Here is a 25,891-nt window from a genome sequence, read left to right on the forward strand (position 1 = left end):
CCTACCGCTGAAGACGCGAACAATTCCAGAGAACGAACGGATCCATTCTTGGGGCGTGTCCGGTAACGGGCGGTGGCTCCCGGGTTGCGCACCGATCACCGCCGGCGGCGCCTCTCACCTGCCCGAAGACGTCCCGGCGCGGATCAGTACAGAACGTTCAGCGCGCCCGGCAGGACCTTCGCCGTGACCGGCAGGACGGCGTCGACCTCTCCGTCCGTGCCGTAGGGGACGGCCCGGTCGGCCTCTATGCGGATCTCCCGGCCGCGCAGGATGCGCACCTGGGGCCGGTGGACGTGGGCTCCGGTCCGCAGCTCGTTCATCAGGGTGAAGAACAGCCACCGGGGTGCCTCCCGGATCATGACGACGTCCAGCAGGCCGTCGTCCACGCGGGCGTCCGGGGCGATGAGACGGCCGGAGCCGTAGGTGCCGGAGTTGGCGGCGACCACCGTGTAGCCGGTGTGCGCGTGCTCCTCGCCGTCGACGGTGACCCGGTAGCGGGCCGGGCGCCAGGTGGTGACGGCCCGCAGGCCGCCCGCGTAGTAGGACGCCGAACCCCGCAGCAGCCGGGAGCGGTTGGCGTGGCGGTTGGCGAGCGCGTCGACCCCGGCGTAGACGCTGCCGAGCACGACGGTGCGGTCGTGCACGGCCGAGCGGACCTCGACGGTGTCGACCGGGCGGGGCTCGGCGTGCAGCAGGACGTGGGCCAGCGCCTCCGGGTCCCCGGGCAGGCCCAGCGCCCGGGCGAAGTCGTTGCCCCGGCCCGCCGGGACCAGGCCGAGGGTCGCCCCGGTCCCGCTGAGGGCGCCGCCGACGCCGCCCGCCATGCCGTCCCCGCCGACGGCCAGGACGACGCGCCCCTCCCGCCCGGCGGCGAGGGCGAGTTCGCGGGCGTGGGCCAGGCTGCGGCTGTACTCGGTCACCAGCTCCGCGCCCGCCTCGCGCAGGTGCCGGGCGAGGGCGAGCAGCGCGGCCGCGGAGCCGGCCGCGCCCGCGGTGGGGTTGACGACGGCGGTGAACTGGCGCATCGGGGTGCCTCCGGGGCGGCCGACGGGACGGGGACGTACGGGGGACGTACGGGGACCTCAGGGGGCGCGGTGACCGCCACGGCGGCCCGGGAGGGACGGCGCCGGTCAGTCGGCGGGCAGCAGGACGCCGGGGTTGAGCACGCCGTCCGGGTCCAGCCGGCGCTTCACGGCGCGCAGCGCCTCGACGCCCAGCGGACCGGCCTCGCGGAGGTACCAGTCGCGGTGGTCGGTGCCGACGCCGTGGTGGTGGCTGATGGTGCCGCCGGCGGCGAGGATCGCCTCGTTCGCGGCGTGCTTGGCGCGGGTCCAGTGCGCCACCGGGTCCTCGCCCTGTGCGGACACCACGGTGAAGTACAGCGAGGCGCCGTTCTCGTAGACGTGGGAGATGTGGCACATGACCAGCGGCGGGGTGCCGGCCTCGGTGAGGGTGACGGTGAGCGCGTCGCGCACGGCGGCGTACAGCTCGGGGACCCGGGACCAGAAGGTCGCCGTCTCCAGCGTCTCCGCGAAGGCTCCGGCGTCGAGGAGGGCGTCCCGCAGGTACGGCGCCGCGTAGCGGCCGTGGGCCCAGCGTCGGCCGGGCTCCTCGCCGAGGGGTGTGCCGCCGCACTCCCGCAGGACGGCGGCGGCCCCCTCGCGCCGGTGGGCCGTGTCCTGCTCGGTGCCCTCGTAGCCGGCGACGGCGGTGCAGCCGGTGGCCCGCGGGTCGCCGGAGCCGATCGCCTCGGGGTGGGCGAGGCCGACGAGGGTCTCGGTCTCGTCGGACAGGCGCAGCACGGTGGGCCGGGGTCCGTCCTGGGCGAGCCGGCGCAGGGCGGCGGCGCCCGCGTCGAAGGTGGGGAAGCTCCAGCCCTCGTGGACGCGGGTCCGCGGCGCGGGGCGGACGCGTACGGTCACGGAGGTGATGACGCCGAAGGCGCCCTCCGAGCCGAGGACGAGCTGGCGCAGGTCGGGTCCCGCGGCCGAGCGGGGGGCGCGGCCGGTGTCGAGGGTGCCCTCGGGGGTGGCCAGGGTGAGGGACAGCACCATCTCGTCGAAGCGGCCGTAGCCGGCGGAGGCCTGGCCGCTGGAGCGGGTGGCGGCGAAGCCGCCGACGGTGGCCCACTCGTAGGACTGCGGGAAGTGGCCCAGGGTGTAGCCGTGTTCGGCGAGCAGCGCCTCCGCCTCGGGGCCCTTCAGGCCGGGCTGCAGGGTGGCGGTGCGGGAGACCGGGTCGAGGTCGAGCAGCCGGTTCATGCGGCGCAGGTCGAGGGCGACGAACGCGCCGTGCGCCTGCGGGGCGAGGCCGCCGACGACGGACGTGCCGCCACCGAACGGGACGGCGATCAGGCCGTGTTCGGCGCACAGGCGGAGCACGGCCAGCACCTCCTCGTGCGTGGCGGGCAGCAGGACGGCGGCGGGGAGGGCGGCTGCGAGGTCGCCGCCGCGGATGCGCAGCAGATCGGGTGTGGACTTGCCGCGGGTGTGGCGGACGCGGGTCTCGGCGTCGGTGCGGACGTGGTCCTCGTCACCCAGGGCGGCGGCCAGTGCGCGGTGCGCGGCGGGTGCGAGGGGGCTCGCGGGGACGGTCAGGTCGTCGAGGGCGACGGGTGCCGCCTCGTGCGGCTTGACGCCGAGCAGATCGCGCAGCAGCCCGATCACGGAGTCGGGCAGCGGGGCCGCCTGCGCCGGGTCACCCCAGCCGCTCCACAGCATGTCCATGACTGTCGTCCTCACCGGTCGGGTTGTGCGGTGCCGTCGACCGACGGCCTCACGTGGCGTTACACTGTGACACATGACGCCTATTCGTCACAACGGCTCGGCAGGTTCGGACAACGACGCGGTGCTGGACGCGGTACGCGACTGCGTACTGGCCGTCGGGGTCCGCCGCACCACGCTCACCGACGTGGCCCGCCGCGCCGGTGTCTCCCGCATGACGCTCTACCGGCGCTGGCCCGACGTGCGTTCCCTGGTCGGCGACCTGATGACCCGGGAGTGGATCGCGGTGGCCACCGGGGCCATGCCCGAGCGCAGACCGGACGCGTCCGCGCGGGAGCTGCTCACCGAGGGGCTCGTGGACGCGGTGCGGGACTTCGTGGCCCACCCGCTGTTCCGGAAGATCCTCGACGTCGACCCCGAACTGCTCCTCCCCTACGTGCTGGACCGCCGCGGGGCGAGCCAGGAGGCGCTGCTGGAGCTGCTGGCCGGGGTGCTGCGCGAGGGGCACGCCGACGGCTCGGTGCGCATCGCGCACGTCGAACGCCAGGCCCGTGCGGTGCTGTTGATCGTGCAGTCCTTCACCCTGTCCCTGCGGACCATGACCGACGAGGACGACCCCGAGCTCTCGGCCGAGGCGTTCCTCGGCGAGCTGCGCTCCGTCCTGGAGAGGACCCTCACGCCATGACCCCCCTCAGCGGTTCGTCCCTGTCCGCCGCCCGCCGCGCCCGTGAACTGACCGACTCCGTGGGGGGTGCGCCGGTGGACATGCTGGTCGTCGGCCTCGGCGTCACGGGCGCGGCGCCGCCCTGGACGCCGCGGCGCGCGGTCTGCGGGTGGTCGCGATCGACGCCCACGACCTGGCCTTCGGCACCTCCCGCTTCAGCAGCAAGCTGGTCACGCGGGCTGCGCTACCTGGCCTCCGGCCGGCTCGACGTGGCCCACGAGAGCGCGGTGGAGCGCGGGGTGCTGATGGAGCGCACCGCGCCCCACCTCGTGCACCCCCAGCCGTTCGTACTGCCCCTGACCCCGCTGGTCTCGCGCGGCCAGGCGGCCCTGGCACGGGCCGGGTTCCACGCCGGTGACACGCTGCGCCTGGCCGCCCGCACGGCCCGGGCCACACTTCCCGCGCCGCGCCGCCTCAGCGCGGTGGAGACCCGGCACCTCGCGCCCGCACTGCGGCGGACGGACTGCGCGGCGGGCTGCTGTCGTGGGACGGACGGCTCACCGACGACGCCCGGCTGGTGACCGCCCTGGCCCGCACGGCCGCCGCGCGCGGCGCCCGCGTCCTCACCCGGTCCGGGCACTGGAGCTGACCTCGACGGGAGCCAGGGTCCGGGACGAACTGACCGGCGAGGAGGGCGAGATCCGTGCCCGGGCGGTGGTCAACGCCGCCGGGGTGTGGGCGGGCGGCCTCGTCGACGGCGTACGGATCCGGCCCTCCCGCGGCACCCATCTCGTCCTGCGGCCCGACAGCCTGGGTACCCTCACCGCGGGCCTGCACATCCCGATCCCCGGGGAGACCAACCGCTTCGTGCTCGTCCTCCCCCAGGACGACGGCCGGGTCTACGTGGGGCTCACCGACGAGCCCGTGGCCGGTGACGTCCCCGACGTCGCCGAGGCCCGGAGACCGACATCGGATTCCTCCTCGACGTCCTGTGCTCCGTGCTGCACGTCCCGGTCCACCGTGCCGACGTGGTGGGCGCCTTCGCCGGGCTGCGTCCCCTGCTGGACACCGCCGGGGACCGCCCGGGCGCCGGGGCGAGGACGGCGGACCTGTCCCGCAGGCACGCGGTGCTCACCTCCTCGGAGGGCGTCGTCACCGTCGTGGGCGGCAAGCTGACGACCTACCGGCGCATGGCCGAGGACGCCGTCGACGTGGCCGTCCGCCTCCGCGGGCTGGACGCGGGCCCGTCCCCCACGGCGTCCCTGCCCCTGGTGGGCGCCGCCGCACCACACGTCCTCGCGGCCCTGCCCACGCCCCGCCGGCTCGTCCGCCTCTACGGCGCCGAGGCACCGGCCGTGCGGGCGCTCGCCGCGCGCGACCCCCGGCTGGCCGAGCCGGTGCTGCCCGGGTATCCGGTCACCGGCGCCGAACTCCTCTGGGCCGTACGGCACGAGGGAGCCCTCGACGAGGAGGACGTCCTGGACCGCCGCACCCGCATCGGCCTCGTCCCCGCCGACCGGGCCGCCGCTCGGGACGCGGTGCGCACGCTGCTTGACGGGACGGCGGCACGACAGGGGTGACGCCAGGGCGGCAGCGGCGCGTCAGCGCGCGTGGACGGTGACCTCGTACAGGGAGTAGCCCCACCGCGTTCCGCGTTGCGTGCCGACGACGCGGACGTGGCGGGCGTCGACGGGCGTGAACACGGCCGTGTCCAGTCCGCCGTCGCCCGCGGTCGTGGACCAGGCGGTGCGCCAGTTCGTGCCGTCGGACGACAACTCGACCCGGTACGCGGTCGCGTAGGCGCGTTCCCAGTCCAGCGTGACGCGGCCGACCCGCCGCGTGGCGCCGAGGTCGAGACGGAGCCACTGATCGTCGCTCCAGTCGGCGGCCCAGCGGGTGCCCCGGTCGCCGTCCACGGCCCGGGCGGGCGCGTAGCTGGTGAACGGGTTCCACTCGGCGGAGGACGCCGTGGCGTGCGCGCCCCGGGCCAGATTCTCCGCCGGGCGGTGCCGTTCGGTGGCGCCCCAGGTGCCGAGGTAGGACTCGGCACCTCGGAAGAGGTCGTCCACCACGTCCTGTCCGCCGACGCGCCGGATGTCCTCGATCCAGTCGGGGACGAGCCCGTGGTGCGCGGCTCCGTCGGTGTTGAGGTCCCAGGTGCGCCGTCCGGTGGTCTGCCGGTCGAGGACCGAGCCGCCGTCGGCGCTGCGGAAGGGGTAGATGACCTTGTTCGGGGCGTCCGCGCCGCGCGGGGCGGGCCAGCCGCCGACACCGTTCATGTCCGTGCCGTAGCCGTAACCGACCCCGTAGGTGTCCCGGAGGTGTTCGGTGCGGCCGGCCTCGGCGACGAACTGCTCGGAGCCGTTCATGTACTGCGCGGTGAACCCGCCCAGCCGGTAGACCCGTTCGGTCCAGTTCAGGTCCATCCAGCTGTGCGAGGAGAGGACACCGGGGTACGCCTCGGCCTCGAAGAGGTCCAGCGCCCGGCCGGCGGCCTTGACGCTCATGTGGTCGATCTCGAGCATCATGTTGCGCTGCATCATGCCCCGCACGGCGTATTCGCCGAGCTCGGTCAGCCCCCGCGCGTTGCACCGCGCGTCGGCGTCGTACGAGGGCACCTCCACGCCCGCCGGGAGGCGCTGCTCGGCGCCGGGGGCGGAGGCGAGGCCGATGGGGTTGTCGTGCTGCGGGCCCGTGCACGGTTCGGTGCGCCAGAAGGTGCCGGTGGACAGGAACTGCCCGACGTTGATGGCCGTGCCGAGCGCGCCGGAGTCGAAGCGGACGCCGCACAGCGCGTTGTCGAACTTGTGGCACAGGAACATGCTGCGCACGCCGAGGGCGTACAGCTCGTCCAGTCCGGCGTCGATGTCGGCCCTGTCGCACTGCGCGACGTCCAGGACCTGCTTGCAGCCGAAGGGTTCGGACGTCTCGACGCCGAGGACGACGGCGAGCTTGCCCTGCTCGATCACCTCGCGGGCCTGCGCGCTGCCGGTGACTATCCGGAACCAGCCCTTGCCCGGCCCGCCGTACAGGGCGTCGACGTAATCCTGCATCCGGTAGGTGAGTTGCGCCTGGAGCCGGATGGACGTCATCTCGTCGCAGCTGCGGTCCTTGAAGAAGTAGACGGAGCAGATCACGCCGTTGGTGACGAGGTCGTTCACCAGCACGCGCTGGCCGCCGCGCCAGGCGCGCTCGATCCAGGCGTAGTAGTTCTGCTGGTGGGTCAGCGAGTCGTGGGCGGGCCAGTCGGCGAAGGTGGGCCAGCCGTCCGGGTCGTGCCGGCCGTCGCCGCCGCCCGTGATGAAGTCGAAGACGGCGAGCGAGCCGTCGGGGTAGTGCTCGGGACAGTCCTTCAGGGCGTCGGCGATGCCCTTCTCGGAGAACGCCTTGCCGCAGATGAGGCGGCCGCCGAAGGCCTCGTTGGACATGATGTGGTTGTGCGCGTCGACGAAGCCGCGCACCCGTCCGGCGGAGTCGGTCCCCTTGAACGGCTCGCCGGTAACGCCGATCTCCGAGTCCGGCGCGGGCCGGGCGACCGGGTCCCACCAGGCGCCGTCGGCGGCGGCGCCTGCCGTGGGGGTGAGGGCGGCGGCCAGGACGAGAAGGAGCAGCGTCACGACCCCGAGGTGTCGTCCTGTACGAGAGGTGGTCACCGGCGGGTCCCTCCGTCGACGGAGTTGTCATGACCTGTGCAATTCCCCCTCGGCGAGAATCGCTACCGGCGCGTAAGCCGTCAAGTACCCGCGCACACCTCATCCGCGGAACCCCGCGCGGCGGCGGAGCAGTTCATGAGCGGGCGGGGTCCACGGACCGTCCGTCCCTGGACCCCGCCCCGCCGCACCGGCCCCCGTCTCCGTTACGGCGTGAGCCGCGCGTCCGCCCAGTCGGCGTGGTCGGAGTCGACGCCGTCCCCGCCGTCCAGGACGCGCAGGGTCAGCCGCCGTACGCCGGTGACGTCCACGTCGACACGGCGGGCCGGGTCGGCTCCGCCGAGCACCTCGGTGGCCAGCAGGGTCGTGCCGTCGCCGACCACCTCGAAGGCGACGGTGCCCTTGCCGCCGACCTCGTCGTCGACCCCCACGTCGGCCGTGAACCGCCGGTACCCGCCGTCGAGTTCGACGACGACCTCCCCGGCCGCGTGCATCCCGATCCCCTTGTCGTGGACCGTGCCCCCGAGCCGCAGCGGTCCCCCGTCGCCCGGGTCCCGCTCACCGTTGGACATGTCCCGCTCGACCGGCCCCCAGCCGTTGCGCTCGGCGGCGAACGGCAGGTCGCTCACGTAGACGGCCCCCGGCTCCGGCACGAACACCCGGACCGGGCGCTCCACCCGCAGCACACCGGAGCCGGGCCGGTCCGGCGCGCGGTACTCCACGCGCACGGCGAGGTCGTACCCGCCGGGGCGCACGTCCCGCGGCACCCGCACGGTCCAGTCGGCCGACAGCCCCTCCCCCGTGGCCAGTTCGGCGGCCGTGGGGTCGGCGCCGTCGACGGTCCAGCCCTCGGGGGCGCGCAGCGACAGCCGTACGTCCGTGGCCGGACCGGTCTCCTCCACCCCGAAGCGCCCGGTGACGCCGGCGGCCCCGCCCGGTTCCGCCTCGGTGCGGGCCGGGCCCGCGGTGAGCGCCGTCATCGGAAGCCGGGTCACCGCACGGTCGCAGGTGTCGCGGCCGGGCACGTACCGGCAGACCTGTCCGGCGAAGCCGCCGTGCTCGGCCCTGGGCACGTCCAGGGTGTCCCGGCGGGTGACGACGTGCCGTTCGCGCAGCAGTCCGCCGTCCTCGCCGTCCCGGACGACCTCCGCCAGCCAGCGTCCGCCGCCGAGGAAGTCCAGCGGCACCCGGTCCGTGCCGGCCGCTCCGGCGTGGACGGCGCCCAGGAACCAGCGGTCGCCGTGCCGCCGGGCGAACGCCGCGCTCTCACCGGGCCGCCCGGACAGCAGGCGCGTCTCGTCCCAGACCGTCGGCACCTGTTCCAGGAACCGGGTGAGCTCCGGGCGGTCCCGGTAGGCGGTCACCGACCCGGCGAAGTTCTGGAACCCGGACTCGAAGACCACCGACAGGGCGAGTTCGGCGGCGTCGGAGACGGTGCGGGTGCCGAACTGGAACCCCATGGGGGTGTAGTCCATCGAGCCGACCGTGTTACGGGTGTACGGCAACGCCGTCAGCCCCGCGGCGGGGACGGTGCCCTGCTCGGCGCCGTAAACCGCCTCCAGGGTCATCACATGCGGCCAGGTCCGCTGGATGCCCTTGGGCAGCGTCGCGCCGTGGAAGTTGACGAGCAGCCGGTGCCGGGCGGTGTCCCGGAGGATGTCGTCGTACCAGCGGAAGCGCTCCTGGGAGTCGGAGTCCATGAAGTCGATCTTCAGTCCGGCCGCGCCCCACTTCTTCACCCGGGGCAGGAACTCCGCGCGCTCGGCGGCCGTGTCCAGGTCGCCGTAGTGCACCCAGAGCAGGACCTGGACGCCCCGCTGGCGTGCGTAGGCGATGAGTTCGGGCATCCAGTCGGTGGTCTTCCAGCCGTCGTCCACCAGGGTGTACGGCCAGCCGCGGGCCGCGCTGAGGTCGACGAAGCGCTGCTGGGCGGCGAGGCTGCGCTGGGCGGCGCCGAAGCCGTCCAGCCAGGACCAGGCGACCGCGCCCGGCCGGATCCAGGAGGTGTCCGTGATGCGCGAGGGCGGGGCGAGGTCGTCGACCAGGGTGGACTCGGTGACGGTGGCGAGGTCGCCGACGACGGCCGTGCGCCAGGGGGTGGCCAGCGGTCCTGCGGCGGTCACGGCGGGGTCGGCCAGCCGCACCTCGTACGTGCCGTCGCCCTGTGTGTGGGCCAGGCGGCTCGCGTCGTACCGCCCGTCGACGTCCGACTCGGTGAGCAGGGCGTAGGTGTCCCCGACCCGGAACAGCGCCGGGTAGGCGTAGGCGCCGGAGTCCGCGTCCGCCGCCGTGGCCGGGGCGTAGAGGCGCTCGTAGTTGGGCGAGTACGGAGTGAGCCAGGCCCGCGCGGAGCCGGGCACCCGGAACGCCGAAGTCTCCCGCTCGACGGTGACCGTGCCGCTGCCGGGCAGGACGTAGCGGTAGGCGACGCCGTCGTCGGCGACCCGGACCACCAGGCCCAGGAGGGCGCCGTCGCGTCCGGCGAAGGTGAACCGGGTCTCCGTCATGCGCGCGGTGCGGCGCAGCTGCTTGCCGGTGGTCATGGAGTACCGCTCGGTCACCTGGCGGGTGTGCCGGGAGAGCGGCCGCAGACCGGCGGTGAGGTCGGCGGCGGAGGTGACGACACCGAGCGGGGACGGTTCGAGCACCGTGGTGGCGCCCTTGCGGGCGGTCAGGGTGAGGGTGCCGTCCGCGGGGTGGAGGCGGACGACGGCCGTGACGGCGTCCCGGGGCCCGCCGGGCTCGCGCACGGTCCAGCTGCCGCCCGGTCCGGCGGCGCGGGCCGGCGCGGTGAGGGTGGTCAGGGCGAGCGCGGCGGACAGGAGCAGGGTGAGGAGAGCGGGGAGGAGCGTCCGGCGCGGGCCGCCTGGCGACATGCGCGACGATCTGGGCACGGGGGCCTCCGTCCAAGAGGTGACATCGTTGTCGTTCTTGGTTCCGGGTCATCCCTTCCCGCTCACCGGCTTCTCAACCACCGTGCGCCACAGGGAGGTTGGCGTCCCTCACGACGGGGTCGGGCGGCTCAGGACTCTCCGCCGCCCTCGTAGTGCAGCGAGATGGAGCGCAGGACGTCGGCGGAGGACACGTCGGTGCGGCCCTCGTCGTGGACCTCGGCGAGCTGGACGAAGGCGAAGGTGAGCGCGGAGGTGATCTGCACGATGGCGGGTCCGAGCTTCGCGGTGACGATCTCCGCCACCTCGCGCGCGGTGGCGTCGGAAGGGAGCTGGATCCGCGGCAGCATCTCCTCCAGCAGCCCGGCGACGGCACTGCCGGCGGTCACGTCGGCGGTCGGGTCGGCCCGCAGCCGGCGCCGCATCTCCAGGGCCTCGGTGAGAATGCCGACGCCCCGCTGCATGATCTCGCGCTGCTCCATGCCGCCAGCCTTGACACGGACTGGCCCGGCCAAACGCGTTCTGCCTATCATCCTGGTGAATGCGCCTTTCCTGCGGTTTGTCCCTCCCGGGGGCGAACCCCGAGTGGGGAAGTCCTCGCCCGAGTGAGTGATCCATGTCCCGCACCGGCTCCAAGGACGACGGTGACGAGCTGCTGACCAGGCTCAGCACGCTGACGGCCCAGGCACGGGCGCAGGCGGAGGTGCAGCGCTCCCGGGTCGAGCTGGCCGTCGCGCTCCAGCGCGGGATGCTGCCGAGGGGGCTGCCCACCGCCGACGGGGTGCGCCTCGCGGTGCGGTACGTACCCGCCAACCAGGGGCTCAACGTGGGCGGCGACTGGTACGACGCCTTCACCATGCCCGACGGGCGGATCGGCCTGTCCATCGGCGACGTCCAGGGGCACAACATCGAGGCGGCGGCCTTCATGGGGCAGATCCGGGTCGGACTGCGGGCGCTCGCCTCCGTCGACAGCGATCCGGGTGAGCTGCTCGCCCGGACCAACGAACTGCTGCTGACCCTCAGCTCGGACCTCTTCGCCACCTGCACCTTCCTGCGGCTCGACCCGGCGACGCGGCTGCTGGAGAGCGCCCGCGCCGGTCACCTGCCCTGTGTGTGGGCCACCGCGGACGGGCGCTCCGGCGTCACCGAGGACGAGGGCGGCCCGCCGCTGGGCGTCCAGTCCGGGGCGGTCTTCCCGGTGACCCGGCACCGGCTCGACTCCGGCGGGGTGTTCGTGATGGTCACCGACGGGGTCGTGGAGGGCCCGTCGATGCACCTCGACGAGGGGCTGGACCAGGTCGCGCGGCTCGCGGGCGTCGCGGCGGTCGCACGCATGGACGCGGACGCGCTGGCCGCCGCCGTGATCAAGGGGGCGGAGGAGGTGGGGCACGACGACGACGCGGCGGTCCTGGTGATCGGGCACGACCGGCTGGACGGTCAGCCATAGGGCCGACAGCGCTGTGCCTCCCACCTCGCCGACGCGGCCGCCTCGGTGTCTGATGGCACGTGTGGTGGCTCGCCAGGATCTCCGTACACCGGCCGTCCTCGTGCTCGTGCTCGGGACGCCGGCCGTCGCCGCCGTCTACTACGCCGGGGCGCGGCTCGGGCTGCTGTACGACCTGACCCTCGACGGCTCGGTGGTCTCCCCCATCTGGCCGCCGACCGGGATCGCCGTCGCCTCGCTGCTGCTCCTCGGACCACGCTGCTGGCCGGGGATCACCCTGGGGGCGTTGCTGGTGCTCGTCCACCTCACCGGCACGCTGCAGTGGTCGTCGCTGGGGGTGCTGTTCGGCAACACCGCGGCACCGGTGTGCGCCTACCTGCTGCTGCGCAGAATGGGTTTCCGTACCGACCTCACCCGATTACGGGACTGCCTCGGCCTGGTGTTCCTCGGCGCCTTCACCGCCATGCTGGTCAGCTCGTCCATCGGCACCGCGCTGCTCGTCGGCACGGGCGACCTGCCGCCGGGGCACTTCTGGTCGGTGTGGCTGGCCTGGTGGGTGGGCGACGCGATGGGGGTGCTGCTCATCACGCCCGTGCTGCTGCTCCTGCCCCGGGTGCGCTCCCCGGTCCACTGGTCCCGCTGGAAGGAGGCCCTGGGCCTGGTGGTGATCGCGGCCGCCCTGGTGCCCTTCGCCACACACAGCCCGGCCAGTCTGCTGTTCTCCGTCTACCCGCTGCTGATCTGGGCGGCGTTGCGCTTCGAGCTGCCCGGCAGCATTCTGTGCGCCCTGTTCGCCTCCGTGCTGGCCACCCGCGCGGCGACCGAACGGACGGGCCCCTTCGAGCACCTGTCGAACGTGCAGGTGATGATCAATCTGCATGCCTTCAACGCGGCGGCGGCCCTGACCTCCCTGCTGCTGTCCGCGGTCATCACCGAGCAGCACAACACCCGGCGCTCGGTGGAGCGGGCCTGCCAGGAACTGGTGGAGGTGCTGGAGCACCTGACGGCGGGCGAGGCGCCCCCGCCGGGGCGGGTGTCGCGGGAGGAAGGACCCGGCGCGGGCTGAGCGACGGAGGTGAACCGGTCGCGTGCGCGGAGCCGTTGCGGCCGAACAGTATGAACGCAACCGTTCTGTCCATGGTTTCCGGAGGCCGGCGTTCCTAGCATCGCCGCGCGTGCGCAGCAACGCGCCGCCGAACCAGGAGCCGCACCGTGAACAGATTCCGCCCTGCCCTCCGTCTCCCCCGGTCCCTCCGCCCGCCGCGTGCCCGCCGGCGGGCCCTGGGCCTGTGCCTCGCCGGGGTGCTCGCCGGCACCCTCGCGCAGGCGCCCGCCGCTCAGGCCCGCAGCGCGCCGCCCGAGCCCGCCCCCTGTCCCGCCGGTCTGGCGGACAACGCCACGTGTTACACCGGCACGGACGCGAACGGCGCCCACTACGCGATCGCGGTACCGAAGCGGTGGAACGGGAGTCTCGTCGTCCACGCCCACGGCGGCCCGGACCTCGGGGACGCCTCGGACCCCGCGCGCAGCGTCGAGGACCTGGAGCGCTGGCAGGTCGTGGTGGACCAGGGGTACGCCTGGGCCGGGTCGTCGTACCGCAGGGGCGGGTACGGCACCCGGATGGCCGCCGCCGACACCGAGAGCGTGCGGCGGCTGTTCGTGGAGGAGTTCGGCCGGCCGCTGCGCACCTACGTCCACGGCCAGTCCTGGGGCGGCGACGTGGCCGCGAAGGTCGTCGAGACCTACGCGGGGCCGCACGGCCCGTACGACGGCGCGCTGCTCACCAACGGCGTGCTGGCCGGCGGTTCGCGCGGGTACGACTACCGGGTCGACCTGCGCGTGGTCTACCAGTACTACTGCGCCAACCTGCCCCGGCCCGAGGAGCCGCGGTACCCGCTGTGGCAGGGCCTGCGCCGAGACTCGACGCTGACCACGGCCGGGCTGCGCGCCCGCCTCCAGGAGTGCACCGGCCTCGCCTCCCCGCCCGGGGAGCGCACCGCTCTCCAGCAGCGCAACCTGGACGACATCCTCAACGTCACGGGCATCCCGGAGCGGACGCTGGAGTCGCACCTGCGCTTCTCGGTGTTCACCTTCCGGGACATCGTGCACGGGCGGCTGGGCGGCCGTAACCCGTTCTCCAACCGCTCTGTGCGCTACTCCGGTTCGCACGACGACAAGGCGCTCAACGCGGGCGTGGAGCGGTTCACCGCCGATCCCGCGGCCGTGCGCGACCTGAGTTACGACAGCGACCTCACCGGCCGGGTGGCCATCCCGGTGCTCACGCTGCACGCCAAGGACGACCCCACCGCGTTCGTCGAGCACGAGGCGGCCTACCGCGACACGCTGCGGGGCGCCCACCGGGACCGGTACCTGGTGCAGACGTTCACCGACGAGCACGAGCACTCCGGGCTCAGCACCTCCGAGTACGCCGGCTCGCTCGCGGCGCTGGACCGCTGGGTGCGCACCGGTCAGCGGCCCACGCCCCGTTCGGTCGCCGCGTCCTGCGCCGCGTTCGACCGGGCGTATGCCACCGGGTGCTTCTACGACGTCGGGTACCGGCCCGCGTCTTACGCCTCGCGGGTGCGGCCCCGCCCGGGCGGCACCACCTGGCCGGCGATGACGGCCGCGCGGGAGAAGGCCTGGAGCCGGGTCCCGGGGGTCGGTATCGCCCCCTGATCAGCGGACCCGTGCGGTCACTGGCGCAGGGAGGCGGCGTCGCCCATGACGACCACGGGGTGTGCCTCGGGGTCGAGCGCGAGGAGCAGGTCCCGCATGTGCTCCTTCTTCAGGCTCACGCACCCCTGGGTGGGGCCGTCGTGGTCGACGTGCAGCCAGATCCCGCCGCCCCGGTCGCCGCCCAGCGGCCGGGTCAGGTCCAGCGGGGAGGTGCCCGGTTCGCGGTTGTAGTCGATGGCGACGACGTAGTCGAAGGACCCCTCCAGGGGCTCGCCCTCGAAGCCGGTGCCGCTGACGGTGAAGCCCTCGGACCGGTCGTACGGCAGCCGGGTGCCGGGGTCGGGCAGCCGTCCGCCCGCGTCGGAGAGGGTGTAGACCCCGATGGGTGAGCGCAGGTCGCCCGCCCAGTGGTCGTCGGTCCAGCCCCTCAGCGCGTTGCGGGCGGGCCAGGCCGCACCGGCCGCCCAGCCGGTTCCGGTGTGCCGGTACAGCACCGCCTGCGAGTGGTTGGCGTCCCGGTCGCGTCCGGTGACCACCACCACCTGGCGGGCGCCGGCCGGGATCCAGGCGCGGGTCCGCGGTCCGAGTCCGGGGATGACGGCGGGCGCCTCGGTGGCCGGGCGGCCTTGTGCGGTGCCGGCGGCTCCGGGGACGCCGTCCGCCGGGGCGGCCCGGGACGGCGCCTCGCGTGCGGTGTGTCCGGTGGCGGCGGGGTCCTCCCGCGCGCCGGTGCCGTCGCCCGTCCCGCACCCGGCGAGGACGGTGAGGACGACGAGGACGACGGCCGGCCACCACGCCCGGGTGCGGGCGCGGACGGGGGCGGGAGCCGGCCGCCGGGCGGCGCCGGACACGGCGCGGCGCGGGCGGTCCGGGCAGTCGATCGATGAAGCCATGCCCTCAGCGTGACTTCGTCCTCCCCTGTACGCCTCGGCTCCCCGCGCGCGTCCGGGCGAAGTCCCCCGTCTGCGCCGACCGGAACGGGTGCCGCCGGCACCGGCGGGGCTTCCGGCAAGGGACCGTACGGGTGACGGGCCCGCACCCGGGCGTGGGGTGCGGGCCCGCCGGACGGAGCAATCGGCGTGTGAACGCCTACCGGTTGATCACGAAGGTCGAGCCGGGTTCGATCAGCACGTCACCTTCCGCCGAACCGGTGATGGTGACGTTCGACAGGGTGGCGCTGCCCCGGGCCCCGCTCATGGCGAGGATGCCGGAGCCGTTGCGGGACTCGCTGATGGTGACGTCCGAGATCCGCACGTCCGGCATGGCGCCGCCGCCGGTCTTGAACTGGATGCCGTCGTACGTGGAGTCGTGGATGTCGGTGTCGCGGATCACCACGCCGGGGATGTCGGAGCCCTGCGCGAACAGGGTGATGGCCCCGAACTCCTGGTCCTCGTTCCAGAAGGCGCCGCCGGTGCGGTACAGCCCGTTGCCGGCGATCAGGGTCCGGCCGGAGAACGGCGTCGGGTCGTGGTCGGTGGCCAGCATGATGCCGGGATAGTTCATCGTGTCGTACACGAGGTTGTTCTCGACGGTGTTGCCGTGTCCGCCGTAGACGGCGATGCCGTTGGCGCGCCAGGGCAGTTGGACGGTGTTGTTGCGGAAGTGGTTGTCGTGGCCGGTGTCGGTCGCCGGGTTCTTGACGTACTTGCTCGACCAGACGGCCAGCGCGTCGTCGCCGGTGTTGCGGAACGAGGAGTTCTGCACCGTGGAGTCGTGACTGCCGTTGGTGAGGTTGATGCCGTCCGCGTAGGTGTTGCGGATCCGCATGCCGGTGAACTCCAGTCCGTCGGCGGGGTTCCACAGCTCGGGGATGTTGGAGTAGTCGCGGCCCACCCAGACGCCGACGTTGGCGTGCTCGATCCACACGTTGCTGATTTTCGTGTTCTTGCCGAAGCGTCCGTTGAGACCGACGCCGCCCTCGGCTCCGCCGTCGCCGCCCCGGATGGTGCCCGAGCCGAAGATCGCGATGTCGGAGATCCTCGTGTTGTCGTCGATGTCGAAGCCGAAGTTGCCTTCGTGCGGGTGGTTGATGCCGCCCGCCTGGTGCGGGGGCGTCAGGGTGTACAGCTGGGAGTGCCACATGCCGGCGCCCCGGATGGTGACGTCACGGATGCCGACCTGGTTGAACTGCCCCCGGTCGAGCGGGTCGTCGGTCAGGATCTTCCGCTCCTGGCGCCACTGTCCGGCGGGGATCCACACGCAGTCGATCTCGCCCCGCTGGTCGGCGGTGACGGCGCGCTGGATGGCGGCGGTGTCGTCGATGCCGTCGTTGGGGACGGCGCCGTACTCGGTGATGGACACGCACCCTGCCGGTTTCCCGGCGGGCGGGGCCACCTGCTCCAGGTCGATCAGGTCGACGACGTAGTAGGCGGCGCTGTCGTCGGCGTCGCGCTGGAGCCGGAACACGGTGCCCGCGGGGTAGGTGCCGTCGAGCAGCGCGTGGGACTCGTCGAAGAGGCGGCGGGCGTCCGCCTGTGGGGTGTTGGTGAGTCCCTCGGGGTCGTCGGTCCTGCCGTACAGCCAGCTGTGCTTGGAGCTGAGACCGAGCTTGCGGACGAACTTCCCGTCGGCGTAGAGGCTGAGGGTGGCCTCGGTGCCGCCACCGCCCGGGGCGTCGGGGATGGAGTTGCGCACGACGACCGAGTTGGAGGCTCCGGTGGAGGTGAACTCGACGTACTGGCCGGTGGAGTCGAGCCGGACGGACGCGCGGCCGGAGGACTCGGTGGCGAAGTTGGTGTGTCCGAAGGTCCGCTTGGCGTCGGCGGTCAGGAGTGTGCCCCGGTAGGTGCCGTCCTCCGCCTCGTACTCGGTGTACGGGACGGCGGCGCCGCGGCCGACGACGAGGGAGCGGCTGAGGACGTTGTTGGTCTCGTCGGTCTCGGTGACCGTGTTCGTGGCGTCCGCGGTGGCGGTGAGGACGGCGGGGCCCGCGGCGGCGGTCCAGGTGCCGCCGGTCGCGACCTCGGCGGTGGCGCCCGCGGCGATCGCCCCGGTGGTGCCGTCGAGGGTGCGGCCGGCCACGGTGAGCCGGGTGACCGAGCCGGCGGGGGCCGGTGAGGTGCCCCGGTTGTGCACGGACACGGTGAAGGACACCGGTGTTCCGGCGGCGGGGGTGGCCGGGGTGGTCCGGATCGCGGTGACCTCCAGGTCGGGTCCGGGGCTCTGAGCGACGGTCAGCCTGTCAGCGGCGGTGCGGCTGTTGTTGGTCTCGTCCAGCTCGGGGACGGTGTCCGTGGGGTCGACCACTGCGGACACGGTGTAGCTGCCCCGGGCGCGGGTGCCCGCGTTCACCGACACGGTGGTGGAGTCACCGGGGGCGAGCGCGCCGACGGGGGCGCTGCCCACGACGGTGCCTTCCAGGGTGACGTCCACGGTGGCGGCGGCGGAAGGGGCGGTACCGGCGTTGCGCACGGTCGCGCGGACGGTGACGGGGTCCGTCTCGGAGGGGGCGGCCGGCGTCCAGTCCAGGCCGGTGACGAGCAGGTCGGGGTTGGCCGCGGCGGTGCCCCGGAGCTCCAGTTCGGCGACCTGGGCGCCATATCCGGCGGAGTTGTGGGTGAACCGCAGCTGGACGTCGGCGTGCCGGCCGCTCACCGGGATGGTGACGCCGTTGCCGTTGCCGGCCGGGTCGAAGGTGTAGTCGGCGCGGGCCTTGAGCGTGGTGAACGTGCTCGACGACCGGTCGCGGCCGAGGACTTCGATGCTTTGGGTGCGCCGTTCCCACACGGCGTCCGGGCTGAGCCTGACGACCACGCCGGTGAGGTCGGCCTCGGCGCCGAGACGGACGGTGAGGGTGGCGGGGTGGCCGCCGGACTCCCAGTAGGTGCCGGTCTGCCCGTCGTTGGCGTTGGCTGCCACGAAGGAGTGAATCACGGAGGACGCCTCGATCGGTTTGCCCAGCGCCAGATTGGTCCCGTCGGCCGGTGGCTGACCGGGTCCGCCCCCCGCGTCCTCGCCGTACGCCTCGATCTCGGAGAGCTGGGCGGCGTTCCAGCCGGTGTTGGCGGTGACCCGCACCCTGAGGTGGCGTACGTCGTGCGCCGGGAAGGCGAGGGTGACGCTGTTGCCCTGCCCGGGATCGAAGCGGTGGGCGGCGGAGGCGGACAGCGTGGTGAAGGAGCTGCCGTCGGTGCTGCCCTCCACTGCGAGGGTCTGAGTGCGGGCCTCCCAGGCGGCCGGCAGCTTCAGGACGACCTCGTCCACGCTCACCGTGGCACCGAGGTCGATGCGGACGGACTGCGGGAACAGCCCCGACGGGCCTTCCCAGTAGGTGAGTTGACTGCCGTCGGTGACATGTGGGGCGGGGTGCTCGGGGTGGGACCCGGTGGCCGTGGCGCTTCTGCCGAGCGCCAGATCGGGTCCGCGGACCGCCTGGGCGGCGGCGCCGGCCGTACCGGGTGAGAGGCCGACGGCGATCAGTCCGGCCAGGAGCAGGCCGGTGATCGTGCACAGGCCGAAACGCGTGCGTCTCATGAAGTCCTCGTTCCGCGGCGGGTGCTGGGGCGCGCGGCCACCCGGGCAGCGCGAAGCCTCTGCCATGGATTGCCATCGCCCGATTCGACTTTTGCAGGCGTTCGTTCGCTTCTTGCGGCTCTCGCATTGAAGTTTCCGGCTCGGGCCCGGCTTGTCAATGGCATGAACACAGCATCCGCAGCGGATCACGGGGCCTCGCGACGCGGGGGACGTCAACAGCGCACCGCACGGGGGAGGGACGAAGGAGAAACGGTCAACCCCGCCCGGCCGTACCATGGCTGGCCACCGGCAGACCACCCGACGAAGGGGCTCCGAAATGTCCGACCAATCGACCGTCGCCACCGATCTCACGTCGCAGTACGTCGCCCAGGTCACCAGCGACCTGGAGCGCAACGTCAAGGAGCAGGAGCGGGTCGGTACCGAGATCGCCGACCTGCAGCAGCAGTTGGCCGTGCTCCAGCGGGACCACGCCCTGCTGGTGAAGATGCAGCAGGCACTGGAGGTCGCCACGGCGCCCGCCGAGGCCGCGGCAGCCGTCGAGGCCGAGCCCGTCACGCCCGCGGAACCCGTCGCGTCCGCCGCCGCGGTCACCGAGCCCGCCGCGCTCACCGAGTCCCCGGAGGCGGCCGAGCCCGCGCAGCCCGCCGAGGAACCGGCCGTGTCCGGCGGTGCGACCGTGCCCGCCCCGCGCAGCCGCAACAGCGTCACGTCCGGCGCGGAGAAGCCGAAGCGGACGAGGAAGAAGGCCGGTGCGGCCACGTCCGCCCCCGTGGGATCGGCGAAGACGGCGCGCAAGCCGTCCACCGCCAAGCCCGCGGGCAAGCCGTCGGCGGCGAAGGCCACCCGTACCGCGCCGGCGAAGGCGGCCAAGGCGAAGCCCGCCGAGGCGCGCCCGGCCAAGGGCGACGCGCCGAAGCTGGTCGACCTCGTCCGCCGGCACCTGGGCGAGCAGAAGGAACCGCGCTCGGCGGCGGAGGTCGCCGCGGCGCTGGGTGAGGCGCATCCCGGACGCGGCATCAAGACCACGGTCGTGCGCAGCACCCTGGAGGGTCTGGTGGCCCGCAACCAGGCCCAGCGCTCCAAGCAGGGCTCGTCGGTGTTCTACACCACGCCCGACGGCACCGGGCCTGCCCCGGAGCGCGCGGGGGACGCACGCGCCTGAGGCCGGCCGGCCGCGTTCAGGGACGCGTGTGCCGGACCTCCAGCGGCTCGAACGAGACACGGGTGCGGGAGGCGTCCCGCGCCCAGACGACCTCCACCGTCCCGTCGTCCACCAGCACGTCGGTCACCACCCGCGACAGCCGCGGGGCGTCGGAGCCGGCGGCGGTGAGGGCCGCCAGGCCGACGTGCACCGAGGTGCCCCCGCATCCGCCGGTGAGGCGGGGGACGCGCGCCCACGGGGTCCGGGCGGTGCCCTGCGGGGCGGGCAGCAGCTCCGGAGCCGGGGCGTCCCAGCCGTACAGGCCGTGCAGGGCGGACGTCGACGGCTCCTCGGGGCCGGTGGCCCAGCCGGTGAGGGCGACCCGTGATCCGGGCGGCGCCCCCACCACGCGGTGCACGCGCAGTTCCAGGGGGCCGTGCGCGACGACGACGCTCTCGACCCGGAGGCCCGGCACCATCGGCGGCCCCTCGGCGAAGACCGGCCGGTGCCAGGAGGCGGCCCAGCCCCAGCCGTCGCCGTGCCCGGCGCCCAGGGGGTGGACGCGCCGCCGCACACTTCGCCGTCCGCCCACCTCCACGGACAGGTGGTTGTCGGCGACGTTGCCGCGTGCGGTGGGTCCCGTGCGGGTGGAGTAGGCCTGGCGGCCGTAGTGCGGGTCGTCCCCGGCCGCGGACTCCCCCTCGTGCGGCCGCACATGGTCGCTGCCGTGGTTGTGCAGCCGTACGATCCCGTCGGCGCGGGTGGCCTGGAGGAGCAGGCCGGGGCCGGGCAGGGACAGCACCCGGTCGGCCTCCTCCACCGGGGCGGGTTCCTCGGTGTCCGTCCACAGGGCGTGGCCGGCGGGGGCGAGCAGCGCGACGAACGCCTTCGACGCCCAGTACGGCGACGCGGGACCGGAGTACTCCTGGAGGCTCGCCTCGTGCGGGCCGTACCAGCCGAGGGACAGCAGGCCGTCGGCGGTGAGCGCGCCCCGGTCGAGGAAGTGGCGCAGGCTGCCGCTCGCGATCCGGCGCGAGGCGCCCGGGGTCAGCGGGGTGTGGCCGGTGACGGCGCCCAGGGAGACGGCCGCGGAGGCGGCGAAGCGGTAGGTCAGGGAGCGGCCGTAGTGCAGCGGGGCCCCGTCCGCGCCGAACATCAGGGAGAGGCCGTCCAGGTGGGCGCGCAGGCGTCCGCCGTGGTGGGCGAGGGCCTCGCCGTCGCCGGAGAGGTGGGCGTCCAGGACCGGGTACAGGTGCAGGGCCCAGCCGTTGTAGTGGTCGAAGGCGCGTCCGTCGCCGTCGGCGTACCAGCCGTCGCCCCGGTACCAGCCCTCCAGCAGTTCCAGCGCGCGTTGCCGTGCGGCGGCGGTCTCGGCGTCGCCCCGGCCGACGGACTCCAGGAACCCGGCGACGGTGTACGGGAACAGGTACCAGTTGTTGGGTGCGGGGGTGTGCCGCAGGGCGCCCCTCAGCCACTCCTCCGCCCGGTCCCGCACCCCGGGGTCGAGCTTGTCCCACAGCCAGGGCCTGGTGAGCCGCAGGCCGAGCGCGACGGACGCGGACTCGACCATCGGCTGGCCCTGGACGTCGAAGTCGAGGATCACCGGCCAGGACTCGGTGTCGTCCCGACCGGGGGTCCGGGTGCCGGCGGCGAGCCCGTCGGCGTACCGCTCCAGCAGGTGGTGCGGATCGTCGCCGCCCGCGCCCGCGACCCGGAACGCGGCGGCGAGGAACGTCCTGGCGTAGCCCTCCAGACCGTCGGAGCGCACACCCGACCGGGAGGGGCGGCCCGGCAGGTGCAGCAGGGCGCCGCCGGGGGTGCTCCGGCGCCAGGCGGCCGTGAGCAGTCCGTCCGCCACCGCCTCCCAGTGGGCGCGGGTGTAGCCGGTGCGGGGACTGATGTCGCGGTCGTCGGCGGGCAGTTCGAACGGGATACTCATGCCTGGAAGGCCAGCCTTTCGCGTCGGACGGGATGCAGGAAGCCCTCTCCGCGGGCCCAGCGCGCGATCTCGGAGACGGCCGTGTCGGCGAGCCGGCGCCACTCGTTGCCCTGCGAGCCGGCGAGGTGGGGGGTGAGGAGCACGTGCTCGCAGTCCCACAACGGGTGCTCGGGCGGCAGGACTTCGGGGTCCGTCACGTCGAGTACGGCCCGGATGCGCCCGGCCACGGCGGCGTCGGTGAGTGCGTCCTGGTCGACGACCGCGCCGCGTGCCGTGTTGATGAGTACGGCGTCGGGGCCCATGGAGCCGATGAGTTCCCGGGAGACCAGTCCGCGCGTCTCGGGCAGCAGCGGGGTGTGCACACTGACCGTGTCGCTGCGCCGGAACAGCTCCGCGAGGTCCACGCGCCGCACGCCGAGCCGTGCGGCCTCGGCGTCGTCGACGTAGGGGTCGTGCAGCAGCACCTCGACGTCGTGCGGGCGGAGCAGGTCGATCACCCGGCGGCCGATGAGGGACGCGGACAGGACGCCGACGGTGCGGCGGTGGTTGCCGACGGTGCGGGGGGTGCGCAGCCAGTCGGTGCGGGCGCGGGCGGTGCGGTAGTCGCGGGCGCTCTCCAGCGCCCGTTTGCCGGTGAGCAGGATCATGGCGAGGGTGTACTCGGCGACCGGCAGGGCGTTGGCCGCGGCGGCGGACGACACCTCGATGCCGCGTTCCCAGCAGGCGTCGGTGACATGGCCGCGGACGCTGCCGGCGGTGTGCACGACGGCCCGCAGCCGGGGCGCCGCCCGCAGGACGTCGTCGTCCAGGGGCGGGCAGCCCCAGCCGGTGACGAGCAGGTCGACGTCGGCGAGCACGGCGCGGGCGGCGGGTGCGGTGAGGTCCTCCAGCACCGTCGGGGCCAGGTCGCACAGGGCGCCGAGGGCGGCGCGGGACTCGGGGTCGAGGACGGCGGAGGCGACGTCCGGGGACATGGCCAGGGCGGCGCGGGGGCGGAGGCCGGGCAGGGGCTCGGTCATGTGGTGCGGAAACTCCTTGCGTACGGGGTCACTTCACGGCGCCGGCGGTCAGGCCGCTCCGCCAGAAGCGCTGGAGCAGGGCGAAGGCGAGGATCAGCGGCACCACGGCGAGCAGCGATCCCATGATGACCACGGGGTAGTACTCCGGTGAGACCGACGCGGAGCTGTTCCACGCGTACAGCCCGAGGCTGACCGGGTACAGGTCCTGGTCGGAGAGCATCACCATGGGCAGGAAGAAGTTGTTCCAGATGGCGGTGAGCTGGAACAGGAAGACGGTCACCAGGCCGGGTCCGAGCATGCGCAGCGCGACCCGCGCGTACAGGGTCAGTTCGCCCGCTCCGTCGATGCGGGCGGCCTCCAGCACCTCGTCGGGGACGTAGCCCTGGCTGAAAATGCGGCCGAGGTAGACGCCGAACGGGTTGAACAGGACCGGGATGAACACCGCCCAGAAGGTGTTGACGAGTCCGGCCTCGGAGGCCATCAGGTACAGCGGCAGGGCGAGGACGGTCTGCGGCACCATGACGGCCGCGAGGACCAGCCCGAACAGCTTCTCCTTGTGCCGGAACCGGTACTTGTCGAAGGCGTAGCCGCAGGCGACGCTCACCAGGGCGCCGACGGCGGCGCCGAGCACCGCGTACAGCAGGCTGTTGACGTACCAGCGTCCGTACTGGCCGCCGTCCATGGCGAACAGGTCGGTGAGGTTCTGTCCGAAGGAGAAGTCTCCGGGCGAGAGCAGGTCGCTGCCGAACAGGGCGTCCCGGCTCTTGGTGGCGGCGAGCACCAGCCACAGCACGGGCAGCAGGGTGTAGAGCACGGACAGGCCGACGACGGCGTTGACGGTGGCCCGGCCCAGCAGACGGGGACGCAGCAGGGTGGAGCCGGTGGCGCTCATCGGGCCTCCTCGGCGGTGGAGTCGCGGCTGGTGAAACGGGTGACGCCGTAGGACAGGGCGATGGTGCACAGCAGCAGGACGACGGAGGCGGCCGCGGCGAGGCTGTAGTTGGTGCGGGTGAAGGCCGCGTCGTAGATGTACATGCTGGGCGAGAAGCGGGAGTTGATCATCGGGGAGGACTGGCTGAGCAGCATCGGCTCGGTGAACAGCTGCAGCGCCCAGATCAGGGTGAACATGGCGACCATCACGATGGAGGCGCGCACCAGCGGGGTCTTCACCCGCAGGGCGGTGCGCACGGGTCCCGCCCCGTCGACGACGGCGGCCTCGATCACCTCACGGGGCACGGCCTGGAGAGCGGCGTAGAAGACCACCATGTTGTAGCCGAGGTTGCTCCACAGGGCGATGTTGACGATGGACGGCAGGACGGTGTGCACGCCGAGGAAGTCGATCGTGACGTCGGCGCGGGCGAACAGGTCGACGACCGGGCTGATGCCGGGGGTGTAGAGGTACAGCCAGATGAGGGCGGCGATGATGCCGGGCACCGCGTGCGGCAGGAACAGGCCGAGCTGGGCGAAGCCGCGCAGGCGCACCACGCCCGAGTCGAGCAGCAGGGCGAGCAGGAGCGCGCCGACGACCATCAGCGGGATGTAGATCAGGCAGTAGAGGGCGACCGTGCCGAGTCCGCCGAGGAAGGTGGGGTCGGTGAGGACGGCGGCGTAGCTGCGCAGGCCGACGAAGACGGTGCGCTCGGGGCCGAAGCCGAGTCCGGGCTGGTCGTCGCTGTAGAAGCTGAGGTAGGCGGCGGTGCCGACGGGGATCAGGAAGACGGTGACCAGCAGCAGGAAGAAGGGGGCCATCAGCACGCCGGCGGCGCCCAGCCGGCGGCGCCGGGCGGTCCCGCGGGCGCGGGCGGAGGGGGCGGCGGCGCGCGGGACGGGGGCCCGCACGGTGTGCCCGGTCGTCGCGGTCATGAGGGGGTCACCTGCCTTTCGGGCGGCTCAGGTGCTGTGCTGGGTGGTCGACAGGCCGAGGGCCCTGAGGTCGGGCATGGTGCCGTCCTGGGCGGCGCGCACCGCGTCGGCCAGCGAGCCACGGCCCGCTCCGACCCGAGCGAAGGAGTCCTGCATGACCCTGCCGGTGGCGGTCATCCGCGGGCCCCAGACCCAGCCGTCGCGGATCTTGTCCGCCTCCTGTTCGAAGAGGGTGTAGATGTCCTGGCCGCCGTAGTAGGAGCGGTCGAAGGCGTCCCGGCCGACCGCGACGAGGGCGGAGGCCGCCGGGTACTGGCTGCTGGTGCCGCTGGACAGGCGGGCACGCAGGGCGTCGGGGTGGGAAACCTGCCAGGCGATGAACTCCATCGCCGCCTCGGGGTGCTTGCTGTCCTTGGTGACGGCGAACGTCGAGCCGCCGTGGGTGCCGACGGCGGGGCGGCCGGTGTCCCACTGGGGCAGTGGTGCGATGCGCCACTGCCCCTTCTGGCCGGGTCGGGCGTTCATCTGGGCGCCGGCGTCCCACGCGCCGCTGAGCCGGGTGAGGACGAGTCCGCCGCCGATCTGGGCGTCGGACTGCCGGCTCTCGACAGCGTTGACGAAGACCTCGTCGCGGTCGATGAGGTCCTGCCAGTACGCGGCGACCCGCCGGGTCGGGGCGTCGGCGAGGGAGACGTTCCAGGCGCCGTCGCGGGTGTCGAACCACTGGGCGCCCGCCTGCCAGGAGTAGGCGGCGAACTGGGTGGCGCCGTCAGTGGGGAACAGCACGAGCCGCTGCTCGGGCGCCGTGCGCCGCACCACGCGGGCGAGGTCGGCGAACTCGTCCCAGGTGCGCGGGACCCGGAGGCCGTAGCGGTCGAACAGGTCGGCCCGGTAGTGCATCACCATGGGCTCGACGTCGAGCGGGACGCTGAACACGCGTCCCTGGAAGGTGGTCAGGCCGAACGCCTGGGGCAGCAGCCGCGCCCGCAGCCGGTCGTCGACCAGGTCGGTGATGTCGCGGGCGACGCCGTCGATGGCGAACCCCGGCACCTGCGGGTATTCGATGGTGGCGACGTCCGGGGCGTTGCCCGCCCGGGCGGCGTTGCTGAGCTTGGCGTAGCCGCCCTGCCCTCCGGAGGGGATCTGCTGGAAGTCGACCTGGACGCGGTCGTGGGTGCGGTTGAAGGCGTCGACCACTTCCTGGCTGCCGCGCAGGGCGGACCAGAAGGTGACGCGTACGGCCCTCCTGCTGCCGGTGCTGCTGCCTGATGGGGCGTCGTCCGCGCCCCCGCTGCAGGCGCCGAGGGCTCCTGCAAGCGGCGCGGCGGCCATCGCGGCGAGCACGGATCGACGGCGGTGTCGACCGGGCATGGCGCCTCCCGCGGCTCCTGGCGTGTCGGGGACACGG

The 25,891-nt window shown here is 73.7% G+C and carries 17 protein-coding genes and 1 pseudogene; 6 read left to right on the top strand and 12 right to left on the bottom strand.

The window, feature by feature from the left end; genetic code table 11:
* Positions 1–143 precede the first annotated feature (143 nt).
* Positions 144–1,025: a YegS/Rv2252/BmrU family lipid kinase gene (locus tag F3L20_RS20925; RefSeq protein WP_150155669.1), complete on the bottom strand. Its 882-nt coding sequence runs from the start codon at positions 1,023–1,025 to the stop codon at positions 144–146.
* 105 nt (positions 1,026–1,130) lie between these two features.
* Positions 1,131–2,726: an FAD-binding oxidoreductase gene (locus tag F3L20_RS20930; protein WP_150155670.1), complete on the bottom strand. Its 1,596-nt coding sequence runs from the start codon at positions 2,724–2,726 to the stop codon at positions 1,131–1,133.
* A gap of 73 nt (positions 2,727–2,799) precedes the next feature.
* Here F3L20_RS20930 and F3L20_RS20935 point away from each other — a divergent pair, with 73 nt between their 5' ends.
* Together F3L20_RS20935 and F3L20_RS20940 are read left to right on the top strand one after the other, a co-directional pair.
* Positions 2,800–3,408, top strand: coding sequence for a TetR/AcrR family transcriptional regulator (locus F3L20_RS20935; RefSeq protein ID WP_167534572.1), 609 nt, complete (start codon positions 2,800–2,802; stop codon positions 3,406–3,408).
* Positions 3,405–4,967, top strand: a pseudogene (locus tag F3L20_RS20940) (glycerol-3-phosphate dehydrogenase/oxidase). The gene F3L20_RS20935 and the pseudogene F3L20_RS20940 overlap by 4 nt, the downstream one beginning before the upstream one ends.
* Before the next feature lie 21 nt (positions 4,968–4,988).
* Here the strand turns inward: F3L20_RS20940 and F3L20_RS20945 are convergent.
* The 3 genes from F3L20_RS20945 to F3L20_RS20955 all read right to left on the bottom strand — a co-directional run bounded on the left by F3L20_RS20945 (position 4,989) and on the right by F3L20_RS20955 (position 10,410).
* Positions 4,989–7,040, bottom strand: a complete 2,052-nt coding sequence (locus F3L20_RS20945; RefSeq protein WP_150155671.1) for a discoidin domain-containing protein — start codon at positions 7,038–7,040, stop codon at positions 4,989–4,991.
* A 203-nt stretch (positions 7,041–7,243) separates the two neighbouring features.
* Entirely contained in the window at positions 7,244–9,913 is a 2,670-nt protein-coding gene (locus tag F3L20_RS20950) for a glycoside hydrolase family 97 catalytic domain-containing protein (protein WP_150157439.1), read from the bottom strand.
* A gap of 146 nt (positions 9,914–10,059) precedes the next feature.
* On the bottom strand, positions 10,060–10,410 hold the full coding sequence (locus F3L20_RS20955) for a hypothetical protein (RefSeq protein ID WP_150155672.1): 351 nt from the start codon (positions 10,408–10,410) through the stop codon (positions 10,060–10,062).
* 134 nt (positions 10,411–10,544) lie between these two features.
* Here F3L20_RS20955 and F3L20_RS20960 point away from each other — a divergent pair, with 134 nt between their 5' ends.
* The 3 genes from F3L20_RS20960 (at position 10,545) to F3L20_RS20970 (ending at position 14,048) form a co-directional block, all read left to right on the top strand.
* Positions 10,545–11,375, top strand: a complete 831-nt coding sequence (locus F3L20_RS20960; protein ID WP_145828392.1) for a PP2C family protein-serine/threonine phosphatase — start codon at positions 10,545–10,547, stop codon at positions 11,373–11,375.
* A gap of 61 nt (positions 11,376–11,436) precedes the next feature.
* Positions 11,437–12,438: an MASE1 domain-containing protein gene (locus tag F3L20_RS20965; protein ID WP_150155673.1), complete on the top strand. Its 1,002-nt coding sequence runs from the start codon at positions 11,437–11,439 to the stop codon at positions 12,436–12,438.
* A gap of 146 nt (positions 12,439–12,584) precedes the next feature.
* Positions 12,585–14,048 carry a hypothetical protein gene (locus F3L20_RS20970; RefSeq protein WP_150155674.1) on the top strand — a complete coding sequence of 488 codons (1,464 nt, stop codon included), beginning with the start codon at positions 12,585–12,587 and terminating at the stop codon, positions 14,046–14,048.
* A 17-nt stretch (positions 14,049–14,065) separates the two neighbouring features.
* Here F3L20_RS20970 and F3L20_RS20975 read toward each other — a convergent pair whose 3' ends face one another.
* Both F3L20_RS20975 and F3L20_RS20980 read right to left on the bottom strand, forming a co-directional pair.
* Entirely contained in the window at positions 14,066–14,941 is an 876-nt protein-coding gene (locus tag F3L20_RS20975) for a L,D-transpeptidase family protein (protein ID WP_240810726.1), read from the bottom strand.
* 196 nt (positions 14,942–15,137) lie between these two features.
* Positions 15,138–18,521 (bottom strand): CARDB domain-containing protein, encoded by a 3,384-nt coding sequence (locus F3L20_RS20980; protein WP_150155675.1) that lies wholly within the window; start codon positions 18,519–18,521, stop codon positions 15,138–15,140.
* Positions 18,522–18,837: 316 nt separating this feature from the next.
* Between F3L20_RS20980 and F3L20_RS20985 the strand changes: the two genes are divergently transcribed.
* A complete protein-coding gene (locus F3L20_RS20985; RefSeq protein WP_150155676.1) occupies positions 18,838–19,683 on the top strand; it encodes a hypothetical protein in 846 nt (281 codons plus the stop codon).
* Positions 19,684–19,699: 16 nt separating this feature from the next.
* Here F3L20_RS20985 and F3L20_RS20990 read toward each other — a convergent pair whose 3' ends face one another.
* From F3L20_RS20990 to F3L20_RS21010, 5 genes are read right to left on the bottom strand one after another with little or no spacing between them, the layout of a single operon-like run.
* Positions 19,700–21,601 (bottom strand): DUF2264 domain-containing protein, encoded by a 1,902-nt coding sequence (locus F3L20_RS20990; RefSeq protein WP_150155677.1) that lies wholly within the window; start codon positions 21,599–21,601, stop codon positions 19,700–19,702.
* A complete protein-coding gene (locus F3L20_RS20995; protein ID WP_150155678.1) occupies positions 21,598–22,620 on the bottom strand; it encodes a hydroxyacid dehydrogenase in 1,023 nt (340 codons plus the stop codon). Before F3L20_RS20995 ends, F3L20_RS20990 begins: the two co-directional genes overlap by 4 nt.
* A gap of 28 nt (positions 22,621–22,648) precedes the next feature.
* Positions 22,649–23,512 carry a carbohydrate ABC transporter permease gene (locus tag F3L20_RS21000; protein ID WP_150155679.1) on the bottom strand — a complete coding sequence of 288 codons (864 nt, stop codon included), beginning with the start codon at positions 23,510–23,512 and terminating at the stop codon, positions 22,649–22,651.
* Complete coding sequence (locus tag F3L20_RS21005) at positions 23,509–24,483, bottom strand: carbohydrate ABC transporter permease (RefSeq protein WP_150155680.1); 975 nt, start codon at positions 24,481–24,483, stop codon at positions 23,509–23,511. Before F3L20_RS21005 ends, F3L20_RS21000 begins: the two co-directional genes overlap by 4 nt.
* Before the next feature lie 27 nt (positions 24,484–24,510).
* Entirely contained in the window at positions 24,511–25,854 is a 1,344-nt protein-coding gene (locus tag F3L20_RS21010) for an ABC transporter substrate-binding protein (RefSeq protein WP_150155681.1), read from the bottom strand.
* Positions 25,855–25,891: the final 37 nt, after the last annotated feature.

The organism is Streptomyces tendae (assembly GCF_008632955.1).
Taxonomy (GTDB): Bacteria; Actinomycetota; Actinomycetes; order Streptomycetales; family Streptomycetaceae; genus Streptomyces.